We start from the raw sequence: 21,252 nt of genomic DNA, 5'->3' as shown, positions 1-21,252 counted from the left end.
ATCGCCGGGACACGGCGGCGGGGAAATCCGATGGCGCAGATGAAAGGGAAGAATGGCGGGGGAATGCGTCAGCTGGCGTCGTCGTCGCGGCGTTGTGCCTTCAGGCGCTTGGACAGGGCGGACTGGGTGACCCCCAGCAGCCGCGCGGCCAGGGTCTGCCGCCCGCCGGAACGGGCCATGGCCTCGTCCAGCAGCAGCCGCTCCGCCTGGGCAAAGCTGGGCAGGGTGGGCAGCCCGGCAAAGGGGTTGTCGCCCTCCGCCACGGCAACGGCCATGGCGGTTGCCGCTTCCGGCGTGCCGATGTGCCGCTTGAAGGCGTCCATGGACAGCATGCGCCCGGTGTGCAGGCTGACCGCGTCGTAGGCCATGGCCGCCAGTTCGCGCACGTTGCCGGGGAAGGGATACGCGGCCAGCAGCGCGGCCAGTTCCGGCGGCGGGGTGGGTTTGCGCTTGCCCATGGCTGCCGCCGCCTCGCCCAGAAAATGGTCCAGCAGCGGGGCAATGTCTTCAGGCCGCTCGCGCAGGGGCGGCACGGCCACATGGTGGGTGCGCAGGCGAAAGAACAGGTCGCGCCGGAAGCGCCCTTCCCGCTCGCTTGCGGCAAGGTCCGCGTGGGTGGCGGCAATGACGCGGGCGCACAGCCTGCGCGGCTGATCGCTGCCCAGCGGGTAGTATTCGCCCTCTTGCAGCAGGCGCAGCAGCTTGACCTGCGAGGCGATGGACAAATCGCCGATCTCGTCGAGGAACAGCGTGCCGTCCGCCGCCTCTTCCACCAGCCCCCGGCGCGGCGCGTCCGCCCCGGTGAAGGCCCCGCGCACGTGACCGAACAGCGTGTCGGCAAACACCGCGTCGTCCAGCCCGGCCACGTTCAGGGCCACCAGCGGGCCGCGCCTGCCGCTCAGTTCGTGGGCGGCACGCACCAGACTCTCCTTGCCCACGCCAGATTCGCCGGTGACCAGCAGGGGCCGGGGGCTTCTGGCCACGGCCTCGATGTAGGCGAAAATGGCATGCATGGCTGCGCTGCGGGTGTGGATGGCGGCAAAGGCCTCTGGCTGGCGCAATTGCCCGGAGACAAGGCGGCTGGCCACCTCGCGGTTTTCGGCGCGCAGTTCCAGCATGTGCATGGCCCGCAGGATGCCGCCCACGATGCGCGATTCGTCGTCGGTCTTGACGTAGTAGTCGTACGCGCCAAGGCGCATGCATTCCACGGCGGTGGTCAGCTGGTTCATGCCCGAAAGCACGATGCAGCACACGTCGGGGTGGCGTTCGGCAATGGCGGCCAGCAGATCGGCGCCGGAAACGTGCGGCATGGTCAGGTCCAGCAGCACGAGGCCGATGCCCCCCGCGTCCAGAATGTCCATGACCTGTCGGCTGTCCTGGCAGGCGCGCACGTCGGACAGCCCGGCGGAAAATTCCAGCAGCAGGGTCATGGAGGCCAGCCAGTCCGCCTCGTCGTCCACCAGCAGGATGCCGGGGGCCGCGAGGCTTTCCGGGGTGTTCGGGCAGTATCCGCTCATGACGCGCCGCCTGCCACGGGCAGCACAAGGCGCACGGTGGTGCCCCGGCCCGGTTCGGAAGTGAAGTCCAGGCTGCCGCCGTGCTCCTGCACGATGCCCGCCGAGACGGAAAGCCCCAGCCCCGTGCCGCCGCTGGCGCGCTTGGTGGTGAAGAAGGGGTCGGTCAGGCGGGGGATGTCCTGTGGCGCGATGCCCACGCCTTCGTCCGCCACGGTGAGCACCACCGACCTGCCGTCCGGCCCTGCGGCGGTGGTCACGGTGATGCCCCTGTCACGTCGGTCGCGCCCGTCATGTGGGACATGTGGGACATGTGGGTCACGCTGGTCACGTGGGTCGCGCAGGCCTCCCCCCTCCCCCACCCCGCCGTCTTCCGGCGCGGGCAGGGCCTGGCAGGCGTTCAGCAGCACGTTCACCACCACCTGCTCCATGCGCGAGGGGTTGCCCCATACCGGCGGCAGGTCGGGGGCGAAATCCGTATCGAACCGCGACGTGGCCTTGTTGATGGAACTGCCCACCAGCCGGATGGCCTTCTGCGCCACCTCGCCAAGGTCGAAGGGCTGATGGTCGCTGGCCGGGGCCACGCGCGAAAAGTCGCGCAGGTCGTCCACGATGCGCCGGATACGCTGGGCGCTTTCCTCCACCACCTCGACGATGCGGGGCAACTTGTCGCGGATGCGCGAATAGCTGCTGCCGCCCAGCGCAAAGTCGCCCTTTTCGCTGTACACCTCGTCCAGCACACGCATGGCCTCTGCGTTCAGCTTCTTGAGGATGGGCACGTTGACCAGGATCAGCCCGTTGGGGTTGTTGATCTCGTGCGCCACGCCGGAAACCAGCACCCCCAGGGCGGCCATCTTGTCGGCCTGCACCAGTTGCTGCTGATTCTCGCGCAGTTGCGAAAGGGCGTCGGAGAGCGAGCGGGTGCGCTGGTCCACCTGCCGCTTGAGCGAACGCGTCCACAGCGCCGCCGCGCACAACAGAAGCAGCAGCGGTCCCAGCACCACGGCGGCGTAGCGCGCCACCACCCGGGCGGAGATGCCCTCCGTGTCCATGACGCCAAACCACTTGCGGCGCAGTTCCTGGTAGCGGCCGGACTGCTTGACCAGCGCCAGCCCTTCGCCCAGCAGGGCCAAGGTGGCCTCGTCGCCGTGGCGCACGGCAAAACCGTAGGGCTGGCTGGTGACGCTCTTGGCCACCACGCGCACGTTGTCGATGCCGTCATGCTCCAGCGTGAACATGCCGGGCAGCATGGCCACCACTGCGTAGTCGGCCTCGCCCCCGGCAAGGCGGCGCAGCCCGCCCACGGGAGTCTTGGAAAAGATCAGGTCCTTCTCGTAGCCCATGCCGTCGAGGATGTCGTTGATGCTGCCGCCGGGGTGCACGATGACCTTCCTTCCGGCCAGTTCTTCCAGCGACGAGACGGCGGGCGTGCCCTTGCGGGCGAAGATGGCGTGGTTGATGGTGGTGTGCGGCGGGGTCAGTTCCGCCTCGCGCAGCCACAGGTTGGAATACGGGGTGCGTTGCAGGGCATCCACCGTGCCGTCGGCAAGGGCGGTGTGCAGGCGCGACCAGTCCATGAGCACGAACCGCACGGGCACGCCCATGGCCTCTCCCACCGCGCGTGAAAGGTCCACGTTGAAGCCGGTGGGCTGGCCCTTGTCGTCCAGATATTCGTAGGGCGGATAGTTTCTGTCGCCGCCGATGATGAGGGCGCGTTGGGCAGCGGCTGCTTCCACGGACTGGACGGCGTGCGGGGTAGCGGCACGGGCCGGGGGGACCGTGGAGGCGAGGGACAGCGCAACGACAAGGGCAAGCACACGGACCACGCCCGGCAGGATGCTGCTGGTCGCAGGGCCGGGGCCGTTCATGGCTGGCCGGAATGCCGGTTTGCTGCTGGGAGTACGCACCCGCCACTCATAGAAACTCGGCGGGGTGGCGTCAATGTGATGGGGAGTGTTGAAGGCGACAGGACCACGGGGGGATGATCGCGCCACATTGCCGCCCATAATCGGATGAAAACGGATGCAATTATGGATTGACGAATCGGATGTTTTCGGATGAACATACGGACATGATCACCACCACCTTGCGCATCACGCCGGAATTTCTTGGCCTGATCGCGGAAATAGATGAGTTCAAGGGCGCCTGGAAGGCACTGGGCACCCTTGCGCCCGAACGCCTTTCGGCCCTGCGCCGGGTGGCCACCATCGAAAGCGTTGGCTCGTCCACCCGCATCGAGGGCAGCAGGCTGTCCGACAGCGAGGTGGAACGGCTGCTGGCGCACCTTTCCGACCATGCCTTCACCACGCGCGACGAGGAAGAGGTGGCAGGCTACGCGCAGACCATGGAGCAGATCTTTCAGGCATGGGAGCACATCACCCTGACGGAAAACCACATCCGCCAGTTGCACCGGGACCTGTTGCGCCACAGCCACAAGGACGAACGCCATCGGGGCGGGTACAAGACCGCGCCGAGCAACGTGGCGGCCTTCGACGGGGAGGGGCGGCAGATCGGCATCGTCTTCGAGACCGCAGCCCCCTTCGACACGCCGCGCCTGATGCGCGAACTGGTCGAATGGACCAACGCCACGCTGGAAACCAGAAGCCTGCATCCGCTGCTGGTCATCGGCATCTTCACCGTGGCCTTCCTGGCCATCCACCCCTTTCAGGATGGCAACGGACGCCTGTCGCGCATCCTGATCACGCTTCTGCTGCTGCGCTGCGGCTACGGCTACACGCCGTACAGTTCGCTGGAAAGCGCCATCGAGAACAACAGGGAAGGTTACTACCTGGCACTGCGCCAGACGCAGGTGACCATCCGCACCGAAACGCCCGACTGGCAGCCCTGGCTGCTGTTCTTTCTGCGTGCCCTGCACCAGCAGATGCAGCGGCTGGAACGGAAGGTGGAGCGGGAACGCATCCTGCTGGCGACCCTGCCGGAACTTTCCCTGCGCATCATGGACCATGCCCGCGCGCATGGCCGGGTAACGCTGAAGGAAATGACCATTCTGACCGGGGCCAGCCGGAACACCCTGAAGGAACACTTCCGCAAGTTGGTGGAAAGCGGTCAGCTTGCCATGCAGGGCAAGGGCCGGGGGGTGTGGTACAGGCTTGGGTAAGAGGCAGAGCGCCCCGATCATGCGGGGGCACTCCCGTTACGGCGGTAGTTATCGTTTCAGGAGGGGGCGTTCGTCCATCGAATCCAGCAATTCCAGGAAGCGTTTTTTTCTGGAATTCCGGGTTTTCAGGGAAATGGCGTACGCTCGCCATTCCGCGTCCAATCCTTGGGAGCACATCAATTTCTGCATTTTCCGCAAATAGTTCACGGCTTCCATGTAGGCGTGTTTTTCTGTCCTGGATATGCAGTCTTCGGCAATGCGTTGCCATATCTTCACGGATTTTTCCGGAAAGCTTCGTTGCATCGCCATGGCCGCGGTATCATGAAACGGATTGCCGCCTTTCTCCGCAGGGAGCATGGCATGCCATCGAGCCACGTCTTCCGGATGTTTTTCCTGGATCGCAATAGCCACAAGGGAGAAAACCATCGGGAAACCGGATGCACCACGGTCGCGGCATCCCTCTATTGCGGGCTTCCGGAGTCCGGAAGGCCAATCGGAGTGTTCCCACGGCATGCCGCCGGAAATGAGAAAATCCAGAAGCGCCCGGCGAACCCCCGGCCAGATGTCGCCGGTAGGCACTGCGGCGCGGCACTCCGCGAAACTGTCGGCATCGGGTTTGCGCAGGAATTCTTCGACTTCGAGCAGCAGCAGCGACTGCCAATCCTGCTGTTTCGCATGGATTGCGCGCTGGCAGTCGCGCAAGCCACACACACGTCCAACGGCACTGATTTCCGCCGTCCTGATGCCCTCCTCTATCCACCGCAACGCGTCCGCATCCCTGCCCTCACGCATCAGATGGTCGACAAGCCGCTTGTAGCTTCCGGCGGCTTCCGCTTCCGCTTCATACAAACGGAGAATCTCGCCTCCCCGTCCGGCGCGTTCCAACGCCCGAGCCAGCCAGTCACTGACGGCATTACGTCGGTATTCCGCCATGATGTCATTTTTCGTAACGGGCAGCCTTTCCAGCCTGGCCGCCAGGCTTTCCGCCGCCAGATTCCATGCTGCGGGCGGATGCGCCTCTTCAAGAAAGTCCTTCAGGGAATCACAAACGCCGTAGTCATCCCCAAGCAAGGCATCCAAGGTCCATAAAATTTTTTCGGCCACAGGAAACGAGCAACAGCGCAACGCTTCCAGCAAAAGGGGAATGCAATTTGCGATTTCATCGCGGGTTTCCCCTTCGTCACTGCTGTGCTCGATCTGATCTTTCCCGAGCCGTAAAAGATTATCTCCTTCCGCAAGTACGGAATCATAGTTCCCGGTATCCAGTAACACGCGCATCTTCCGGCGCACTCCGGAATAGTCGGGAACATTGCTCCTGCCCGCCCAAGGATCGCTCCACGCCTCCATTCGGGTGACTCGCCGTATTTCGCGGCGCAGTTCCGAGAGCAAGGCTGGGGCGTCCTTGCGACGTGCGAGCATCTCTTCTCTCAGGAACGAGCGCAGTTGCGGAATGTCACCGGCCAGCCGCACCACGCAGGCGACAAGTTGCTTCCTGCCCAGCCCGGCAAGGTACTCCTCAAGGTGGAAATCCTCACCAGCCCCATCCGCCAACGGCGCGGAAACAATCGAATCCACGTATCCAGTCGCAGGCAAACGGCCTCCCCCGCCATCGGGATGAGAATCCCGCAAACACGAGGTGCCGAAAGATGCGGACGGTACTTCCCCGCCGCCATTGATCCGTTCGATATACTCAAGCAGCGCGGCTACCCCGTGCTTGCAGTCGATGTGGTAGGGGCAGGAGCAGACAGACCGGAGACATCCGCCCTCTCCGACGGATACCATGACCGAATAGGGTTCGCTGCCATGCACATCAGCCACAAGGGTTCCGTCCGCAGCAATGGATATGGCCGCAACCATGCCGTCCCGCTGGTACTTCTGACCCCGGGATGCCACCCTGTGCCCGGCCCAGGCCACGATGTCGTTCATGGTCAACGACTCGACGCCGGGAAACAGCGGCGCTTGCTTCATCGCGTTCTCCGGTATGGTTGTCAGCGGAACTTTGCTGGAAATCTTGACGGCCAGGTGCGCAGCCCGGAGGCAGACCGTGGATGTGGCGAACGCACGGGCAAACATTGACTTGCCCCCAACGATACCAATATATACCAAATATTGCCACAGCTACCAAAGAGGACGCGAAATGAAAAACACATCTGTGTCTTTGGGTGAATACTTCACCAACTTCATCAATTCGCAAGTGCAGGCTGGCCGTTATGGCTCCGCCAGTGACGTTGTGCGGGCTGGCCTTCGGCTGCTGGAAGAGCGCGATCTCAAACTGAAATCCCTGCAAAGCGCATTGGTAGCTGGGGAAAAATCAGGAGAACCTGCCCTTTTCGACAATGAATCCTTTCTGGAGAGGATGCGCGCAAAACATGCCCAGGAGTGAGCGCATCCGCAGATTCTCGCCCCTGGCCGAGGCAGATATTGAAGAAATCTGGCTCTACACGTTCCGGCAATGGTCGCTGGAACAAGCGAACGACTACCACAACGGCATCATGGCCGCCATTGCTGGCTTGGCATCCGGCAGCAGGGTCTGGCAACGGGTTGCCGCCAGAGAAGGCTACTGGAAATATAAGGTCGGGATGCATGTCGTCTATTTCCGTGCCTCAGACGAATACCTTGATGTGATTCGCATCCTGCACGGACGGATGGACGTGGATATGCACCTCCAGGAGCAAGAGTAGTGGGCACCGGAAGCAGCACGCCCCCCCATGGTGCAAGGATACCCTCAACACCTGTGGATGCCCCAGATTCTGCCGGACTCGTGGGTTGCAACCGGGACTGCAAAAACAAGAGCGGCAAGGTAGTTTCATACCTTGCCGCTCTCTCGATTCCGGAATTTGGCGTGCCCAAGGAGATGGACAGGCACGTCCCAAGCATCGAAGATATATTACTATTCGCCGAAATCGTTTTTGTCAATATCCGGAAAAATATCTGTAAACACAGTGTATTAGGCTAGATAGTGTCGTCAAATGATTTTTGTCCAAATTGCGATACATCTGATATGAACAGCGGCCAAAAATGAGGACGTATTTTTCGCGTAACGGGTCGCAACACCTCTCCATCGCTTCAATTCCAAGAATGCGTTTTCTACCGGATGTCTGAGGCGATATAGGTGTTTGTCGTAGTCGCGCGGAGCCTTGCGCCCTTTTCTGGGCGGAATAACCGGAGTGACTCCATTAGCCTCAAGGCTCTCCGCAAATATGCCGCTGTCGTATCCTTTGTCAGCCAGCAAGTTTTCGGCATCTATGCCTTCGACAAGCCTCTGAGCTTGTGCGCAATCAGCAACGGTACCTGCTGTAATAAACATTCGGATCGGCATACCATGCGCATCCACGGCCAGGTGTATCTTGGAGTTAAGCCCCCTTTTGTGCGGGCCATGTCCTGATTCCCACCGCGTGCACCTGCCGCATGAGGATGCACTTTGATGTGGCTTGCATCTATCATCAACCATTCAAAGTCAGGCTCATTTACAAGGGTTTCAAGCAACATCTCCCATTGCCCCTTGTCTCGCCAGCGGCAAAACCTACGATGAGTGTTTTTCCAATCTCCATAGTCCGGCGGGAGGTCCCTCCAAGGTGCACCTGTGCGTAGAATCCAAAATACGGCGTTGATAAACAGGCGATTGTCGCGTGCTGTAGCGCCTCGGACTCCTTCACGTCCCGGCAGGTGAGGCTTCAAAAGTTCCCAAACCCGGTCTGATATGTCGTGCCGTCGATGTGCTGCCTGCATGTATCCCCCTGTTGTCAAAGAGAATATCACGCGAGCGCTTCATTGTAAATTCAAATGACGACACTATCTAATACGGTCGCCCCTTTCAAGACCTTCTGAACAAAAATACGGAGGTGGAAAAAAATCAAGGAAACGCTCATCCTTTCAGGGGCGAAGCCTCGGAATTAATCGTTTCCTTTACCGGGTGATTGAGAGTTATTAACGGTCAAAAATTGTTTGATTACCGCCTTGCAAATAGCCTTTTGCTCTTCGTATACAACGTGCTCGGCAAAAGGCACATTCAGGAACGCGGCATTTTTTATCATTCCAGCCAGTGTGACTGTGCCTGTGAGAGTGGTTAAAAAGTCTTTATCACCCCGGATCAGCAAAGTTTGCGAATCGATTTTAGCAACACTTTCGTTGGGATAGCCGGTTTTTTCTTTGTCCAGCCACAAGCCCAGCATAGCCGCCGTAAACTTATTGAAATCAGGTTCAGGGTTGATTTTTATGTAAATCTTATAAAAATCAGCGAACATAGCCTGTGCACTTTCAGGAGTTATCTCGTTGTACATTGCTTCTGAGCCAGAAAGCTCCTTCACGTCCCACGAAGCTCCAATGGATATCAATTTATCCACCGCGATAACATTATCCGCAGCTATCCTGAGCGCGACTGTCCCGCCGTCACTAAATCCGATGATGCTCACTTTGGTTATTCTTAAATGCTTGAGTATTGCCTCAACATCCTTTTGCATCCGTTCGTATGTCAAAGGAATCTGCCCCAATGTGGATTTTCCGTGTCCTCTGCTGTCGATTCCTATCACATAAAAATCGTCAACGAGGAAGAATGCTATAGGATTTATATCCTGAATAGTCTGAAAACCACCATGCAGCAGCAAAAGAGCCGGCTTATTCTTGCTGCCAATTTCTTCAAAATAAATTTTTGCTCCATCTATATCCAAATATTTTCCTGTATTATGATTAAACATGGTCATATTCTCATTTTCACTACAGCTTTGCGAGGTGGAAGCACAGACGACTTGAACATAGCAACTCAAGAGCAAGCAGAGTCTTGCAGCCAATTTTATCCGATCCATATTCTGTATCACCTTTGCGATTACTTACTTTTGGTAGCATTATTTCAAAATTCTCAAAAGCTGTGGGGCATACCGTGGGGCAGATTTGCCTCGCTACGAAAAAAGCACTCACATTTTCATGTAAGTGCTTGAATTTTCTTGGCGTCCCCAAGGGGATTTGAACCCCTGTCGACGGCGTGAAAGGCCGTTGTCCTGGGCCGACTAGACGATGGGGACGCACCGGCGCGCCAGTGGCGCGGAGCGATTCAATAGCCAACGGGGTGACCGCGCGTCAACTGTTTTTTCGGCGGGGGCGGCGGACCGGGCAGCCCCCCTTCTCCCCGCCACGCAGTGATACACCCACACCAGACGCCCCCTCACAAAATAACGCCAACCGCCGTCCGCCGCGCTTGACGCCCCGACGCGCGGCCTTATCTGTATGACAAGGGAAAGGTCATGCAAGTCCGGGAAGGCCCCCGCTTCCCAGACATACATGTCAGAGGCCCGCGGGTGCTCCCCTGGCAGCCGCAGGTAAACCCCGGCGGAGGATATGAAGGAATAATGCCGACGGAACACTTCCCGATGAAAGGGATTTGCCGGTGAACCTGGTCCCGAGCCCATACGGCAATGCCGGGGCGGACCAACCGACGGTTCGGAAAATTCAGGCAAATCCCTTTCTGTTTGTCATTATTTTCTGTTATAGGCGGATGATACTGGTCAATGCGCACGCGGCTCGCACTCCGCGTAGCCGCGAAAGACACGAAACCATCCATCAGGCCCCCGCGCCCGGGCACGACCATGTTCCGCCTAGAACCACTCACCAATCTCTTCGACCTGCTGGACCATTACTGGGAACACCCGCGCACCCAGCGCCGGGTGGCGCTTGCGCTCATCTTCGCGTTCATCGGCGGCATCATCGCCATTGAACTGAACCGGCGCGGCCTGCTGGCCGGGCTGCCGGTGGAGCTGACCCGCTTCGTTCCCTCCAACCATTTCCAGGCCGTCAACTTTGCCTTCACCATGCTGCTGGTGCTGGAAGTGATGAGCCTGATACTGGTGCTGTCCTGCTCGCTGTCGCGCTCGGTGGGCAAGCAGTTCGAGATTCTCGCGCTGATCCTGCTGCGGAACTCCTTCAAGGAGCTTTCGCACATGCACGAGCCCATCACCCTGTCGCTCGACTTTCAGCCCGTGCTGCACATCATCGTATCGGCCAGCGCCGCGCTGGTGATCTTCTTGTGTCTGGGCCTGTACTACAAGGTGCAGCGGCCGCAGGGGTACATCACCTCGGCCATGGACCGCATGCACTACGTCATGTCCAAGAAGATCCTGGCCCTCGGCCTGTTTCTGGCGTTCATCGGCATCGCCCTGTGGGACGGGTGGATGTTCGCCACCACCGGCCAGTCGTTCGACTTCTTCGAGACCATCTACACGGTGCTCATCTTCGCGGACATCCTGATGGTGCTGGTGGCGCAGACCTTCATGCCCTCGTTCCACGCGGTGTTCCGCAACTCCGGCTACGTCATCGCCACCCTGCTCATGCGCATCGCCCTTGGCGCGCCGCCGTTCTGGGACGCCGCCGTGGGCATCGTCTCGGCGTTGTTCGCGCTGGCGCTGACCTGGGCCATCCGGGTGTTTCCGCCAAGCTCGGTATCGTCATCCTGCTCGTAGGCGGGAACGAATCGGGCAAGCACCGGGTGCCGGACATCCACGCACATATGAAAAGGGGCGTTCCGCCACAGGCGGAGCGCCCCTTCGTTGTTCCCTTCATGCGGCACGTCCGGGCCGTGCCCGGTCAGCGCCCGTCGGGGTGCATCCCTGCTCCCTTCCGGGCCAACGTGCCGTATCCGCTACATGCGCCAGGTGCCGGGCTCCTCGCGCAGATACTCGTCCATTTCCTCGCTGATGCCCACCCGCACATCCTCCTTGTTGTCGGTAAGGCAGATGTTGCGGTCGGGGTCCAGCCCCACATCAAGGGCCAGCCCTTCCAGCCGTTCGATCAACCGTTCGAAGTCATCCCGGACGGCCGGGTCGCTGTCCCATACGTGCTTCGGCACGCGCGCTATACCTGTGAACATGCGCATTACCTCCCTCGCGCCGGGCGCGGTTGGAGTCCTGTCCCCAAACATAAGGCCGAACCCGCGATGTTCAAGGCGCGCAGGGCACGTCACCTCCGGGCAGTCCATCCCGACATGCGTACCAGGCGCCATCCGCCGGGCGCCATCCAACCGAAGAGACGAGACAACACGAAAAAACGGGGCGCCCCGCAAGACGCCCCGTCCGTTTCGTGCCTGTACATCCACGTCGCGGCCCCCGATTCCCGGAAGCAGCGGCGCACCGCCCGGCTACATCCGTTCGATGATGGCCTTGGCCGGGATCAGCCCGGTGGCCGCGGCGGACACGATGTTGCCCGCGACGCCCGGCCCGTCGCCCGCCACGAACAGCCCCTTGAGCGAAGTTTCCAGCCGGTTGTCCGTCTCCACCTGGGTGGCGAAGAACTTGATCTCCGGCGCGTAGAGCAGCGTTTCCTCGTTGGCGATGCCAGGCATGACGTTGTTCAGTTGCTCCAGCCCTTCCACAAGATTGGTGACAATGCGTTCCGGCAGGGCCATGGCGATGTCGCCGGGCACCACGTTGGTCATGGTGGGTTCTATGTAGCCCTTGTTGATGCGGTTCCACGTTGACCGGCGGCCCCGCCGCAAATCGCCGAAGCGCTGCAAGATGGGCTTGCCGCCGCCGATGATGGTGGCCAGCCGCCCGATGGCGGTGCCGTAGCCCTGGTTGTCGGACACCGGGTCGGTCAGCACCACCTTGGACAGGAAGGCGAAGTTGGTGTTTTCCGACTTGCGGTGACGGTAGGCGTGGCCGTTCACGCACACGAAGTCCTGATAGTTCTCCAGCGCGATGAACCCTTCCGGATTGGTGCAGAAGGTGCGGGTCTGGTCGTCGTACTTGTCGGTCTGCACGAAGAAGGTGGGGTCGTAGATCACGTTGGTGATGTCCGACATGATGTCCTTGTGCACTTCCACGCGCACGCCCACCTCTATGCCGCGCTGGCTCACGGCCAGGCCGTGCCCGCGCGCCAGTTCGCCCACCCAGTCCGCGCCCACGCGGCCGGGGGCGATGATTACCGCCTTGCAGGCATATTCGCCCTTGTCGGTGACCAGGCCGCGCACCGCACCGTTTTCCACGGTAAGCGAACGCACTTCTTCACCCGTACGGATGTCCACGCCCTTGTCGTGGATATGCGCGCACATGGAGGCGATATGGTCGGGCAGGCAGTCGCTGCCGAGGTGTTTCTGCTTGATGAGCAGCAGGTCGATGCCGTGCTTCTTGGCCTGCTTGCGGATGGCTTTGGCCGCCTCCATGTCCGAGGGGTAGACCGGGCCGTCCATGCCGAAACGGTTGAAGATGGTCTCCGTTTCGTTGATCAGCGCCTCCGCCTCGGAACGGGGCATGAACTGGGTAAGGTCGGTCTTGCCCAGCTTGTGGATGAAATTGAGCTTGCCGTCCGAAAACAGGCCGCCCCCGCCCATGCCGGACAGGATGTGGCACGGCTTGCACTTCAGACATTTCTGCGTCTTGTTGATGGGGCAGCTGCGCTTGCGCACGTCCTGCCCACGCTCGATGAGGCAGGTGCGCAGGCCGGAATGCTCGGCAAGATGGTACGCGGCGAACAGCCCGGCGGGGCCGCCGCCCACGACGATGACATCGAACTGATTGGAACCCTTGGACATGGTAAGAACTCTCCCTGACGGATCATTGCGGCATCCGCGCGGCATGGGGAAAGGGGCACCTGCGTCACGCCGTGCCACGGGCACGCCGAAGGGGCGCAAGCGGTGTCGCGTGCGCCCGCAGTGACCGGCCCCGTCAGCGTCATTGGCTGCTGCAGAACAGCAGGCTCCAGACGCCGGGCCGCACGAAGGCCAGTGTATGCTGCACCGCAATGCCAGACCTGTCAAGGGTCCCCGGCCCGCCCTTTCCCTCTGGCGTGACGACGCGGGATGCGTTATCTGTGGAAAATGGCGGTCCGTACCGGGCACGCACCCATGCCCGTCCGTCGCACGCGGGGCTTTCACGACGCCAGTCGGCGTCCCGCGCCCCGGCCAGCCGCCAGCAGTCCCCCGAACATTGCGTATCGGGCGGGGCGCATCCGCCCCGTGCCGGAACGTCCGCCAAGGAGTGCGCCATGACCCAGTCCGCCGCCCACGACGTTGCCGCATCCGTCTCCGCTTCCGGAACTCCCGCGCCTGTCGGCGCCCCCACCGCATCCTCCGTCCCCTCCGCCACCGACCCTTCCGTCATCGGTGAAGACATGGCCGCGCTGGCCGCCCGCCAGGCCGCGTTCATAGCCTCGGGCGCGGTGCTGCCCTCCGGTGCGCGGGTGGACGCCCTGCGCCGCCTGCGCGAAGGCGTGCAGGGCTACCGCGACCGTCTGGCCGACGCCATCCGCGCCGACTATGGCCGCCCGGAGCACCCCTTTCTGGTGCGCGAGGTGGTGCCCGTGCTGCACGAGATCGACTGGCTGATCAAGGCCGTGCCCGGCTTCTGCGGCGGGCGGCGGGTGCTTTCGTCGCTGGGGCAGTTCAAGGCGCGCAGCTACGTGCGCCGTCAGCCGCTGGGACGCGTCGTGACGTACGCCCACTGGGCCGATCCGTTCCGCAGCCTGCTGGTGCCCCTGGCCGATGCCGTCGGCGCGGGCAACGCCGTGGTGCTGCGCCCTACGGCGGAAGCCCCGGCCACGGCGGAAATGGTGGCCCGGATGGTGCGCCAGTACTTCGAACCGGAGCACGTGGCCGTGGTCAGCGGCGGCGCGGAAACGGACGAGGCCCTGCTGGCCGCCGCGCCCGACTTCGTGTGGTACGACGGCGACACGCGCGGCGCGCGGACCATCGCCGCCCTGGCCGCCCCCACGCTGACCCCGTATGCCGCCATCACCGGCGGGCCATCCGCCGCGCTGGTGCACGGCGACGCGGACATCGCCATGGCCGCCCGGCGCATCGTGTGGGCCAAGTTTCTGCATGCCGGGCAGGTGCGCGCCGCGCCAGACGTGCTGCTGGTGCAGCGCACCGTGCTGGACCGCGTGCTGGACGCGCTGCGCACCGAACTGGAACGCGCCTTCGGCCCGCAGCCGCGCGCCAGCGCGGACTTTGGCCGCATGGTCTCCGCCGCCGGGTTCGTGCGCCAGGCCGAACGGCTGGCCGCCGGGCGCACCCTGCCCTTCGGCCCCGGCGATGCCCCGAACCAGGCTGACCGCGCTTCCCTGTACGTGCCGCCCGCCCTGATCACCGACGTGCCCGACGACAGCCCGGTGCTGCGCGAGGAAGGCTTCGGCCCCGTACTGGTGGTCCGCCCCTACACCCGGCTGGACGAGGCCACGGCCCTCCTGGCCGGGCTGCCCGCGCTTACCGCGCTGTACGCCTTCACCACCGCCCACGCGCGCGGCGAACGGCTGATGGAAACCACTCGCGCCGGGGCCGTGCTGATCAACGACGCGGCCACCCACCTTGCCAACCCGCGCCTGCCGCAGGGCGGGGTTGGCGAAGCCGGGTATGGCGCGGTGGCAGGCCCTGCCGGGTTGGCCACCTTCTCGGCCCCGCGCGCGGCAGCCGTGGGTTCCAACTTCTTCGACATCCCCCTGCGCTTCGCCCCCGGTTCGGACCTGAAGCTGAAGCTGCTCAAGCGGCTGTACAAGTAGCTTCCCCTTGCGACGGCGGACCGCCGCAACACACGGCCCGCCGCCGCACGAACCTGTCCCGCCCGTCCGCATGCCCGGCGCCGCAGACGGCGCTTCATCCCCGCCCCTCCCCGGAGTCGGCTGGCACCGCCGCATCCCGCCCTTCTGGACACCCCCACTGCGAGAGGCTACATTCCCAGCGGCACCGATCCGGAGCGATGCATGCCGCAACGGTTCACGCCAGCACGGCTCGCACCTGACCGGTTTGCACCCGACCGACGTGCACCGGCCACGCTCCCCGGCACGCGGCACCGCCCGCGCCTGCCGCCTTCCATCATCATTATCCCCACAGGTCATTTTCGCGCGCATGTCCGCATCCATACACCGGCCCGAATTCCGCCCGTCCGTCACACCATCCGGCAGCATCACCGGCACAACCGCCGATGGTGGTCACGGCCCGCGCACCCCGCGCGCCAAGGCGGCGGCCATGCCCTCCACCCTGCCCACGGCCCCCATCTGGGAACGCAACCCCGCCCTGTGCGCGGGCCTGATCATCGCCGTCACCACGCTGGTGCGGCTGTGGTTCGTGGTCTCCGGCCAGCTGGATCTGGTGCAGGACGAATCGCAGTACTGGGACTGGTCGCGCAGGTTGCAGCTGTCCTACTATTCCAAGGGGCCGCTCATCGCCTGGCTCATCCACGGCTGGACGGCCCTGCTGGGCGACACGGAAACCGGCGTGCGCATGGGGGCGGTGGTCAATTCCGCCCTGGCCCAGACCCTGCTGTACGCGGGTACGGCCCGGCTGTTCCGTGCGCCCGCGCTGGGCGTGCTGACCCTGTTCGTGGCCAACACCACCCCGCTGTTCATGGCATCCGGCGTGCTGATGACCACTGACAGCCCCCTGCTGGTGTGCTGGGCGGGCGCGCTGTTCTGCCTGCACTGGATATCGCAGGAGCCGCGCCGCCGCATGCCCTATGCGCTGCTGTTCGCGTGCATGGCGCTGGGCGTGCTGGCCAAGTACATGATGCTGGCCATGGCGGGCGTGGCGGTGCTGTGGCTGTGGGGCCTTTCGCGCCACGGCCTGCTGGCGCGCGGCGTGGCCGCGCGGGTGCTGCTGGTCATGCTGGCGGGTTCCGCCGTGGGCATGCTGCCCATCCTTATCTGGAACATTTCCAACGACTGGGTCAGCTTCCGCCACGTGGCCACCCTGGCCGGGGTGGCGGGCAAGGCCGCGCAAACCTTCCTGCGGCTGGACCGCCTGCCGGAGCACCTCGGCGCGCAGGCGGGCATCATCACCCCGTGGTGGCTGGGCCTGATGCTGGTGGGCGGCTGGCGCGCCCTGCGCAACGCCTGCTCCGGCCAGACGCCCGTGGGCAAGGGAGGCGGAAGTGCCGCCGCACCTTCCGCCACCTGTGGCGATCCGGACCGGCTGCGCCGCGACATCCTGCTGGCCGCCGGATTCTGGCCCCTGTGGGGCGGCATGACCCTGTGGAGCCTGCACACCCGCATCTACCCCAACTGGCCCGCCATGAGCTACGTTGCGGGCATCATGCTGGCCGCGTGCGCCCTTGCGGACCTTGTGGCCGCCCGTCGTCGCGATGCCACCCTGTTCTCGGGGGGTACGCGCACCACGGTGTGGCGCAGGCTGGCGCCCGTGTGGGCGATACTGGGCGTGCTGACCTTCGGGCTGGTGCACGCGCAGGACGCGCTGCCCCTGCCGCCGGAATACAACCCCGCCACCCGTCTGAAGGGCTGGGCCGACCTTGGCGAGCACCTGGACGAGGTGCGCCGGCAACTGCCCGACCCGGACCGGGTGTTCTTCTTTTCCGACGCCTACGACATGACCGCCTCGCTGGCGTTCTACGCCCCCGGCCAGCCGGTTACCTACTGCGCCGACTTCGGCCGTCGCATGAGCCAGTACGACATCTGGCCCTCGCCCGCCGACAAGGTGGGTTGGGACGCGGTGCTGGTGCGTCGCGACGGACCGGACATGCCCCGCCAGCTCGAAGGCATGTTCGAATCCGTGCAGGTCACCCGTTACCAGTCCACCCACCGGGGCAAGCCGGGCCGCCCGTTCTGGGTGGTGGTGCTGCGTGGCTTCAACGGCAACTGGCCCAGTTCCGGCTCCGGAGCCTACTGACATGGCACGCGTACCCCGCACTCCCCGCACGTCCAAGACGCCGGAAACGCCCGATGTGGCTGGCCCGGTTGGCCCGGTTGGCCCGGTTGCCCCGGTTGGCCCGGTTGGCGTGACGGGCGCGACTGGCGAAACGGGCGTCCCCTGCGTGCGTCCCCATGCCAAACGCGACACGCCCGCGCCCGACCCTTCGGCCTGCGCCCGTTGCGCGGCCCAAGGGCCCACGTGCTGCTCCACCACCCCCGGCGAGGAGGAATTCTGCTTCCCCCTGTCCCGCTCGGAATGGGAGCGCATCGTGGAATGGTGCGACCATGTGGGCGGATTCGCCACCGAGCGCAACACCCGGCCCTTCGTGGACGGCATGAAGCGCCTGTTCCCCGGCGAGGAAGCCGCCGTGGAGGCCCTGTTTCCCCTGCATGGCGAACACCTGCGCCTGGCCGTGGACCGGCAGGGCGACTGCGCCTTTCTGGGCGTGGAGGGCTGCCGCCTTCCGCGCGAGGTGCGGCCCTGGTACTGTCGGCTATTCCCCCTGTGGATGCGCGGCGAGCGCATCACCCTGTTCACCCCGGACCACTGCGTGGCCGTGCGCGAAGGGCGCACCCTCGCCAACGTGCTGGCCGCCGTGCACCTGGCGGAAAAGGACGTTCGCCGCCTGTTCGGGCGCCTGCGCTTGGCCTGGGGACTGGCCCCGCTGGACCCCTTCGAGGCCGGGCTGCCGTTCGAGACGCCGTCCGCCCCCACCAATGACGATGCCGCCGCCCCGGCTTCCACCGGTGCGGTCCTCCTGCCAAAACCCCAGCCCATTCCCGATCCCCGCACCGCGCCGCGTGGCCGCCGCAGGCCGCCCCGGCCCGGCAAACCGGGCGCTCTGGACGACGGGCCGGAAACGTTGTAACGCGCACCCCCATGAAAAAACTGCTGCTCACCCTCGGCATCGTCGGCGCGCTTGGCATTGCCGCCGCTGCCGGGCTTGCCGCCATGCTGGTCATCTGGGCCTCGCACGACCTGCCCAGCTTCACCCGCATCGCCGATTACCGTCCCCCCCTCGTCACCACCGTGTATGCCCGCGACGGCAGCGTGATGGGCTATTTCTACCGTGAAAAGCGCTTCCTGGCCCCGCTGGACAAGATGTCGCCCCGCGTGCCCCAGGCCTTTCTGGCGGCCGAGGACGACGGCTTCTACCGGCACGAGGGCATCGACCCCGTCGCCATCTTCCGCGCATTCCTCAAGAACATGCAGGCGGGGTCCATCAAGCAGGGCGGCAGCACCATCACCCAGCAGATCGTCAAGCGCCTGCTGCTGACCTCGGAAAAAAGCTACGAGCGCAAGATAAAGGAAGCCATCCTTGCCTACAGGCTGGAAAAATACCTGAGCAAGGACGAAATCCTCACCATCTACCTGAACCAGATCTACCTCGGCGGCGGCGCCTACGGGGTGGAGGCCGCGGCGCGCACCTACTTCGGCAAGCACGTCAACGAACTGTCGCTGGCCGAGGCGGCGGTGATCGGCGGTCTGCCCCAGGCCCCCTCGAAGTACAACCCCTTCCGCGATCCGGACGCCACCAGACAGCGCCAGATGTACGTGCTGCACCGCATGCTGGAGCTGGGCTGGATCAACCGCGCCGAATACGACGAGGCCGTGGCCCAGCCCCTGGTGTACCGGTCCATGGACGACAGCGGCTGGCGCGAGGGCGCGTGGTACCTTGAAGAGGTGCGCCGCCAGCTCATCGACTTCTTCAGCGAGGCCAACGTCAAGCGCCTGGGCCTGAAGGTGGACCGCTACGGCGAGGACGCCATCTACGAACTGGGCCTGCACGTGCGCACCAGCATGGAGCCGGTGCACCAGGCGGCGGCTGAAAAGGCCCTGCGCACCGGGCTGGACGACGCATCGCACCGCCACGGCTGGCGCGGCCCGCTGCAAAGGCTGAAGCCCGCCGAATACGACGCCTTCCTGAAGCACGAGAACTTCACCCCCCCCACGCTGGCCGACGGCGCATGGGCGCGGGCGCTGGTGACCAAGGTGGTGCCGCAGGGCGCGGAAGTGCGCCTGGGCGGCTACCGGGGCTTCATCGACGTGAAGACCATGGCCTGGTGCCGTACCCCGGACATCCGCTACGCCCCCGAAAACGTGCCCGCCGTCAAGGACGCCAAAAAGGTGCTGGAAGTGGGCGACGTGGTGTGGGTTTCCGCCCTGGGGGCCGACGGCAAGGCCGCCAGCTACAACCCCACGCTGGTCTCGCAGGCCGGGGTGGTCCAGCTTTCGCTGGAACAGTACCCCGACGTGCAGGGTGCCGTGGTGTCCGTAGAGCCGGACACCGGCGACGTGCTGGCCCTGGTGGGCGGCTACAGTTTCAGCGACAGCCAGTTCAACCGGGCCATCCAGGCCAGGCGCCAGCCCGGTTCGTCGTTCAAGCCCATCGTGTACTCCGCCGCCATGGACCACGGCTTTACCGCCGGGTCGGTGGTGCTGGACGCGCCCTTCGTGTACCTGAACGAGTACACCGATAAAATCTGGCGGCCGGAAAACTTCGAGGGCGTGTTCTACGGCCCCACCCTGCTGCGCACGGCGCTGGCCAAGTCGCGCAACCTGTGCACCATCCGCGTGGCCCAGAAGATTGGCATTCCCGCCGTCATCGAGCGGGCCACGGCGCTGGGGCTGGAAGGGCCGTTCCCCAACGAGCTTTCCGTCAGCCTGGGCGCGGTGGCCGTTTCGCCCATCAACATGGCCGAGGCGTATACCGCCTTTGCCGCCGAAGGGCGCGTGGCCAAGCGCCGGTTCATCCATTCCATCAGCGACGCCTGGGGCGAGACCCTGTTCGAGTCCAAACCCGACGTGCGTGAGGTGCTCAGCCCGCAAAACGCCTTCATCATGGCCACCCTGATGAAGGAAGTGGTGCAGGACGGCACGGCCACCCGCGCCAAGGTGCTGGGCAGGCCCCTGGCGGGCAAGACCGGCACCACCAACGACGAGCGCGACGCCTGGTTCATCGGCTACACCCCGCACCTGGTCACCGCTGTGTACGTGGGCTTCGACCAGGTGGCGCCCATGGGCAAGTTCGAAACCGGCAGCCGCGCCGCGTTGCCCATCTTCGTGGACTATCGCAAGGTGGTGGAGCCCTCGTACCCGCCGGACGACTTCCCCATGCCGCCCGGTATCGTCATGGTGCGCGTGGACGGCAAGACCGGCCAGATCGCCGGGCCCGGTTCCGAAACCAGCTATCTGCTGCCGTTCCAGCTGGGCACCCAGCCCACCTCCACGGCGGGCGACCCGGTGCACCGTGGCGACGACGACACCAAGAGTGCGGAAGACCTGTTGAAGCAGCTGTACTAGCGTGAAATGCCTGTCCGGGCATACATGACGGACACGACCGGATGCATGCGCCCCGGCTCCATGAGGACTTTCGAGGACCGTGGGCCGGGGCGCTTCGTTTCGAAGGCGAGGACAGGCGGCCTGCCCGCACCATGAACGCAAACCCCGGGTGCAGCCCGAAGGAAGCACATGCAAGGCCCCAAGCCCCCGGCAGGCACAGTCACCTCCCGCGCCGGAGCCGTGCCCTACGTCACCCGCGACGGCTCCATCATCCGCGAACTGATGCACCCCGCCGTGCACGGCAACCGCAACCAGTCGCTGGCCGAGGCGGAAGTGCCGCCCGGCTGCGTCACCCTGCTGCACCGCCACCCGCACAGTGAGGAGTTATACCACGTCACCGCCGGGCAGGGGCTGATGACCCTGGGCGATGCCAGCTTTGCCGTAGGGCCGGGCGACACCGTGCACATTGCCCCCGGCACGCCGCACCGCATCGCCAACACGGGAGATGTGCCGCTGCTGGTGCTGTGTTGCTGCGCCCCGCCCTACAGCCACGGGGACACCGACCTGCTGGACCCCGTCGCCGGGTAGGCGCACGCCCCTGCCGCACGCTCACGTCGGGCATGTAGCGCAGGCTGCCCGTTGCCGGACCGACACGGCCCGGCAACAGCCTGGCAACCATCGACAAGTTGCCGCATCCGGACGCATTGCGGCACGCCCAC

16 protein-coding genes, 1 tRNA gene and 1 pseudogene are annotated in these 21,252 nt (G+C 64.3%); 9 read left to right on the top strand and 9 right to left on the bottom strand.

All coding sequences use genetic code 11. The annotated features are described in order from the left end of the window. Positions 1-68: 68 nt before the first annotated feature. Together DESTE_RS14160 and DESTE_RS14155 are read right to left on the bottom strand one after the other, a co-directional pair. Positions 69-1,517 (bottom strand): sigma-54-dependent transcriptional regulator, encoded by a 1,449-nt coding sequence (locus DESTE_RS14160; RefSeq protein WP_051384478.1) that lies wholly within the window; start codon positions 1,515-1,517, stop codon positions 69-71. Next, positions 1,514-3,382, bottom strand: a complete 1,869-nt coding sequence (locus DESTE_RS14155; RefSeq protein ID WP_084559479.1) for a transporter substrate-binding domain-containing protein — start codon at positions 3,380-3,382, stop codon at positions 1,514-1,516. Before DESTE_RS14155 ends, DESTE_RS14160 begins: the two co-directional genes overlap by 4 nt. Positions 3,383-3,585: 203 nt before the next feature. Between DESTE_RS14155 and DESTE_RS14150 the strand changes: the two genes are divergently transcribed. Then, entirely contained in the window at positions 3,586-4,632 is a 1,047-nt protein-coding gene (locus DESTE_RS14150) for a Fic family protein (protein ID WP_035070490.1), read from the top strand. 48 nt (positions 4,633-4,680) lie between these two features. Here the strand turns inward: DESTE_RS14150 and DESTE_RS14145 are convergent, their stop codons facing one another. Continuing rightward, positions 4,681-6,600, bottom strand: coding sequence for an SWIM zinc finger family protein (locus DESTE_RS14145; protein ID WP_035068259.1), 1,920 nt, complete (start codon positions 6,598-6,600; stop codon positions 4,681-4,683). Positions 6,601-6,769: 169 nt separating this feature from the next. Here DESTE_RS14145 and DESTE_RS17720 point away from each other — a divergent pair, with 169 nt between their 5' ends. Next, complete coding sequence (locus DESTE_RS17720) at positions 6,770-7,015, top strand: type II toxin-antitoxin system ParD family antitoxin (RefSeq protein WP_084559478.1); 246 nt, start codon at positions 6,770-6,772, stop codon at positions 7,013-7,015. Then, a complete protein-coding gene (locus DESTE_RS14140) occupies positions 7,002-7,313 on the top strand; it encodes a type II toxin-antitoxin system RelE/ParE family toxin (protein WP_035068258.1) in 312 nt (103 codons plus the stop codon). Before DESTE_RS17720 ends, DESTE_RS14140 begins: the two co-directional genes overlap by 14 nt. A 284-nt stretch (positions 7,314-7,597) precedes the next feature. Here the strand turns inward: DESTE_RS14140 and DESTE_RS18590 are convergent, their stop codons facing one another. The 4 genes and pseudogenes from DESTE_RS18590 to DESTE_RS14130 all read right to left on the bottom strand — a co-directional run bounded on the left by DESTE_RS18590 (position 7,598) and on the right by DESTE_RS14130 (position 9,650). Beyond that, entirely contained in the window at positions 7,598-8,083 is a 486-nt protein-coding gene (locus DESTE_RS18590) for an IS5 family transposase (RefSeq protein ID WP_281172061.1), read from the bottom strand. A 47-nt stretch (positions 8,084-8,130) separates the two neighbouring features. Then, a pseudogene (locus DESTE_RS18585) lies at positions 8,131-8,361 on the bottom strand (transposase); the annotation flags it as partial. A gap of 164 nt (positions 8,362-8,525) precedes the next feature. Beyond that, positions 8,526-9,326: an alpha/beta fold hydrolase gene (locus DESTE_RS14135; RefSeq protein ID WP_219729294.1), complete on the bottom strand. Its 801-nt coding sequence runs from the start codon at positions 9,324-9,326 to the stop codon at positions 8,526-8,528. Positions 9,327-9,573: 247 nt separating this feature from the next. After that, positions 9,574-9,650 (bottom strand) — tRNA-Glu (locus tag DESTE_RS14130). 561 nt (positions 9,651-10,211) lie between these two features. Between DESTE_RS14130 and DESTE_RS14125 the strand changes: the two genes are divergently transcribed. Further along, the gene (locus tag DESTE_RS14125) at positions 10,212-11,081 is read left to right on the top strand and encodes a hypothetical protein (RefSeq protein ID WP_035068256.1); all 870 of its coding nucleotides are present in this window, start codon (positions 10,212-10,214) and stop codon (positions 11,079-11,081) included. A gap of 179 nt (positions 11,082-11,260) precedes the next feature. Here DESTE_RS14125 and DESTE_RS14120 read toward each other — a convergent pair whose 3' ends face one another. Both DESTE_RS14120 and DESTE_RS14115 read right to left on the bottom strand, forming a co-directional pair. Then, complete coding sequence (locus DESTE_RS14120; RefSeq protein ID WP_035070487.1) at positions 11,261-11,488, bottom strand: hypothetical protein; 228 nt, start codon at positions 11,486-11,488, stop codon at positions 11,261-11,263. Positions 11,489-11,755: 267 nt separating this feature from the next. After that, positions 11,756-13,147: an NAD(P)/FAD-dependent oxidoreductase gene (locus DESTE_RS14115; RefSeq protein WP_035068255.1), complete on the bottom strand. Its 1,392-nt coding sequence runs from the start codon at positions 13,145-13,147 to the stop codon at positions 11,756-11,758. 452 nt (positions 13,148-13,599) lie between these two features. Here DESTE_RS14115 and DESTE_RS14110 point away from each other — a divergent pair, with 452 nt between their 5' ends. The 5 genes from DESTE_RS14110 (at position 13,600) to DESTE_RS14090 (ending at position 21,121) form a co-directional block, all read left to right on the top strand. Beyond that, on the top strand, positions 13,600-15,108 hold the full coding sequence (locus DESTE_RS14110) for an aldehyde dehydrogenase family protein (protein ID WP_281172060.1): 1,509 nt from the start codon (positions 13,600-13,602) through the stop codon (positions 15,106-15,108). A 346-nt stretch (positions 15,109-15,454) separates the two neighbouring features. After that, positions 15,455-17,227: an ArnT family glycosyltransferase gene (locus DESTE_RS14105; RefSeq protein WP_084559476.1), complete on the top strand. Its 1,773-nt coding sequence runs from the start codon at positions 15,455-15,457 to the stop codon at positions 17,225-17,227. A gap of 1 nt (position 17,228) precedes the next feature. Beyond that, on the top strand, positions 17,229-18,119 hold the full coding sequence (locus DESTE_RS14100) for a YkgJ family cysteine cluster protein (protein ID WP_245590857.1): 891 nt from the start codon (positions 17,229-17,231) through the stop codon (positions 18,117-18,119). Positions 18,120-18,130: 11 nt separating this feature from the next. Then, positions 18,131-20,554, top strand: a complete 2,424-nt coding sequence (locus tag DESTE_RS14095) for a penicillin-binding protein 1A (RefSeq protein WP_035068254.1) — start codon at positions 18,131-18,133, stop codon at positions 20,552-20,554. Positions 20,555-20,722: 168 nt separating this feature from the next. After that, positions 20,723-21,121 (top strand): cupin domain-containing protein, encoded by a 399-nt coding sequence (locus tag DESTE_RS14090; protein ID WP_035068253.1) that lies wholly within the window; start codon positions 20,723-20,725, stop codon positions 21,119-21,121. Positions 21,122-21,252 lie beyond the last annotated feature (131 nt).

The organism is Nitratidesulfovibrio termitidis HI1 (assembly GCF_000504305.1).
In the GTDB taxonomy this organism is placed as follows: Bacteria; Desulfobacterota; Desulfovibrionia; order Desulfovibrionales; family Desulfovibrionaceae; genus Cupidesulfovibrio; species Cupidesulfovibrio termitidis.
The sequence above is the reverse complement of the archived record's forward strand: the minus strand, read 5'-3'. Positions and strand labels throughout refer to the sequence as shown.

What these genes read in the sequence shown, in the direction of transcription:
- DESTE_RS14160 (WP_051384478.1), bottom strand. Translation starts at nt 1,517, where the DNA reads ATGAGCGGATACTGCCCGAACACCCCGGAAAGCCTCGCGGCCCCCGGC.
- DESTE_RS14155 (WP_084559479.1), bottom strand. Translation starts at nt 3,382, where the DNA reads ATGAACGGCCCCGGCCCTGCGACCAGCAGCATCCTGCCGGGCGTGGTC.
- DESTE_RS14150 (WP_035070490.1), top strand. Translation starts at nt 3,586, where the DNA reads ATGATCACCACCACCTTGCGCATCACGCCGGAATTTCTTGGCCTGATC.
- DESTE_RS14145 (WP_035068259.1), bottom strand. Translation starts at nt 6,600, where the DNA reads ATGAAGCAAGCGCCGCTGTTTCCCGGCGTCGAGTCGTTGACCATGAAC.
- DESTE_RS17720 (WP_084559478.1), top strand. Translation starts at nt 6,770, where the DNA reads ATGAAAAACACATCTGTGTCTTTGGGTGAATACTTCACCAACTTCATC.
- DESTE_RS14140 (WP_035068258.1), top strand. Translation starts at nt 7,002, where the DNA reads ATGCCCAGGAGTGAGCGCATCCGCAGATTCTCGCCCCTGGCCGAGGCA.
- DESTE_RS18590 (WP_281172061.1), bottom strand. Translation starts at nt 8,083, where the DNA reads ATGGTTGATGATAGATGCAAGCCACATCAAAGTGCATCCTCATGCGGC.
- DESTE_RS14135 (WP_219729294.1), bottom strand. Translation starts at nt 9,326, where the DNA reads ATGTTTAATCATAATACAGGAAAATATTTGGATATAGATGGAGCAAAA.
- DESTE_RS14125 (WP_035068256.1), top strand. Translation starts at nt 10,212, where the DNA reads ATGTTCCGCCTAGAACCACTCACCAATCTCTTCGACCTGCTGGACCAT.
- DESTE_RS14120 (WP_035070487.1), bottom strand. Translation starts at nt 11,488, where the DNA reads ATGTTCACAGGTATAGCGCGCGTGCCGAAGCACGTATGGGACAGCGAC.
- DESTE_RS14115 (WP_035068255.1), bottom strand. Translation starts at nt 13,147, where the DNA reads ATGTCCAAGGGTTCCAATCAGTTCGATGTCATCGTCGTGGGCGGCGGC.
- DESTE_RS14110 (WP_281172060.1), top strand. Translation starts at nt 13,600, where the DNA reads ATGACCCAGTCCGCCGCCCACGACGTTGCCGCATCCGTCTCCGCTTCC.
- DESTE_RS14105 (WP_084559476.1), top strand. Translation starts at nt 15,455, where the DNA reads ATGTCCGCATCCATACACCGGCCCGAATTCCGCCCGTCCGTCACACCA.
- DESTE_RS14100 (WP_245590857.1), top strand. Translation starts at nt 17,229, where the DNA reads ATGGCACGCGTACCCCGCACTCCCCGCACGTCCAAGACGCCGGAAACG.
- DESTE_RS14095 (WP_035068254.1), top strand. Translation starts at nt 18,131, where the DNA reads ATGAAAAAACTGCTGCTCACCCTCGGCATCGTCGGCGCGCTTGGCATT.
- DESTE_RS14090 (WP_035068253.1), top strand. Translation starts at nt 20,723, where the DNA reads ATGCAAGGCCCCAAGCCCCCGGCAGGCACAGTCACCTCCCGCGCCGGA.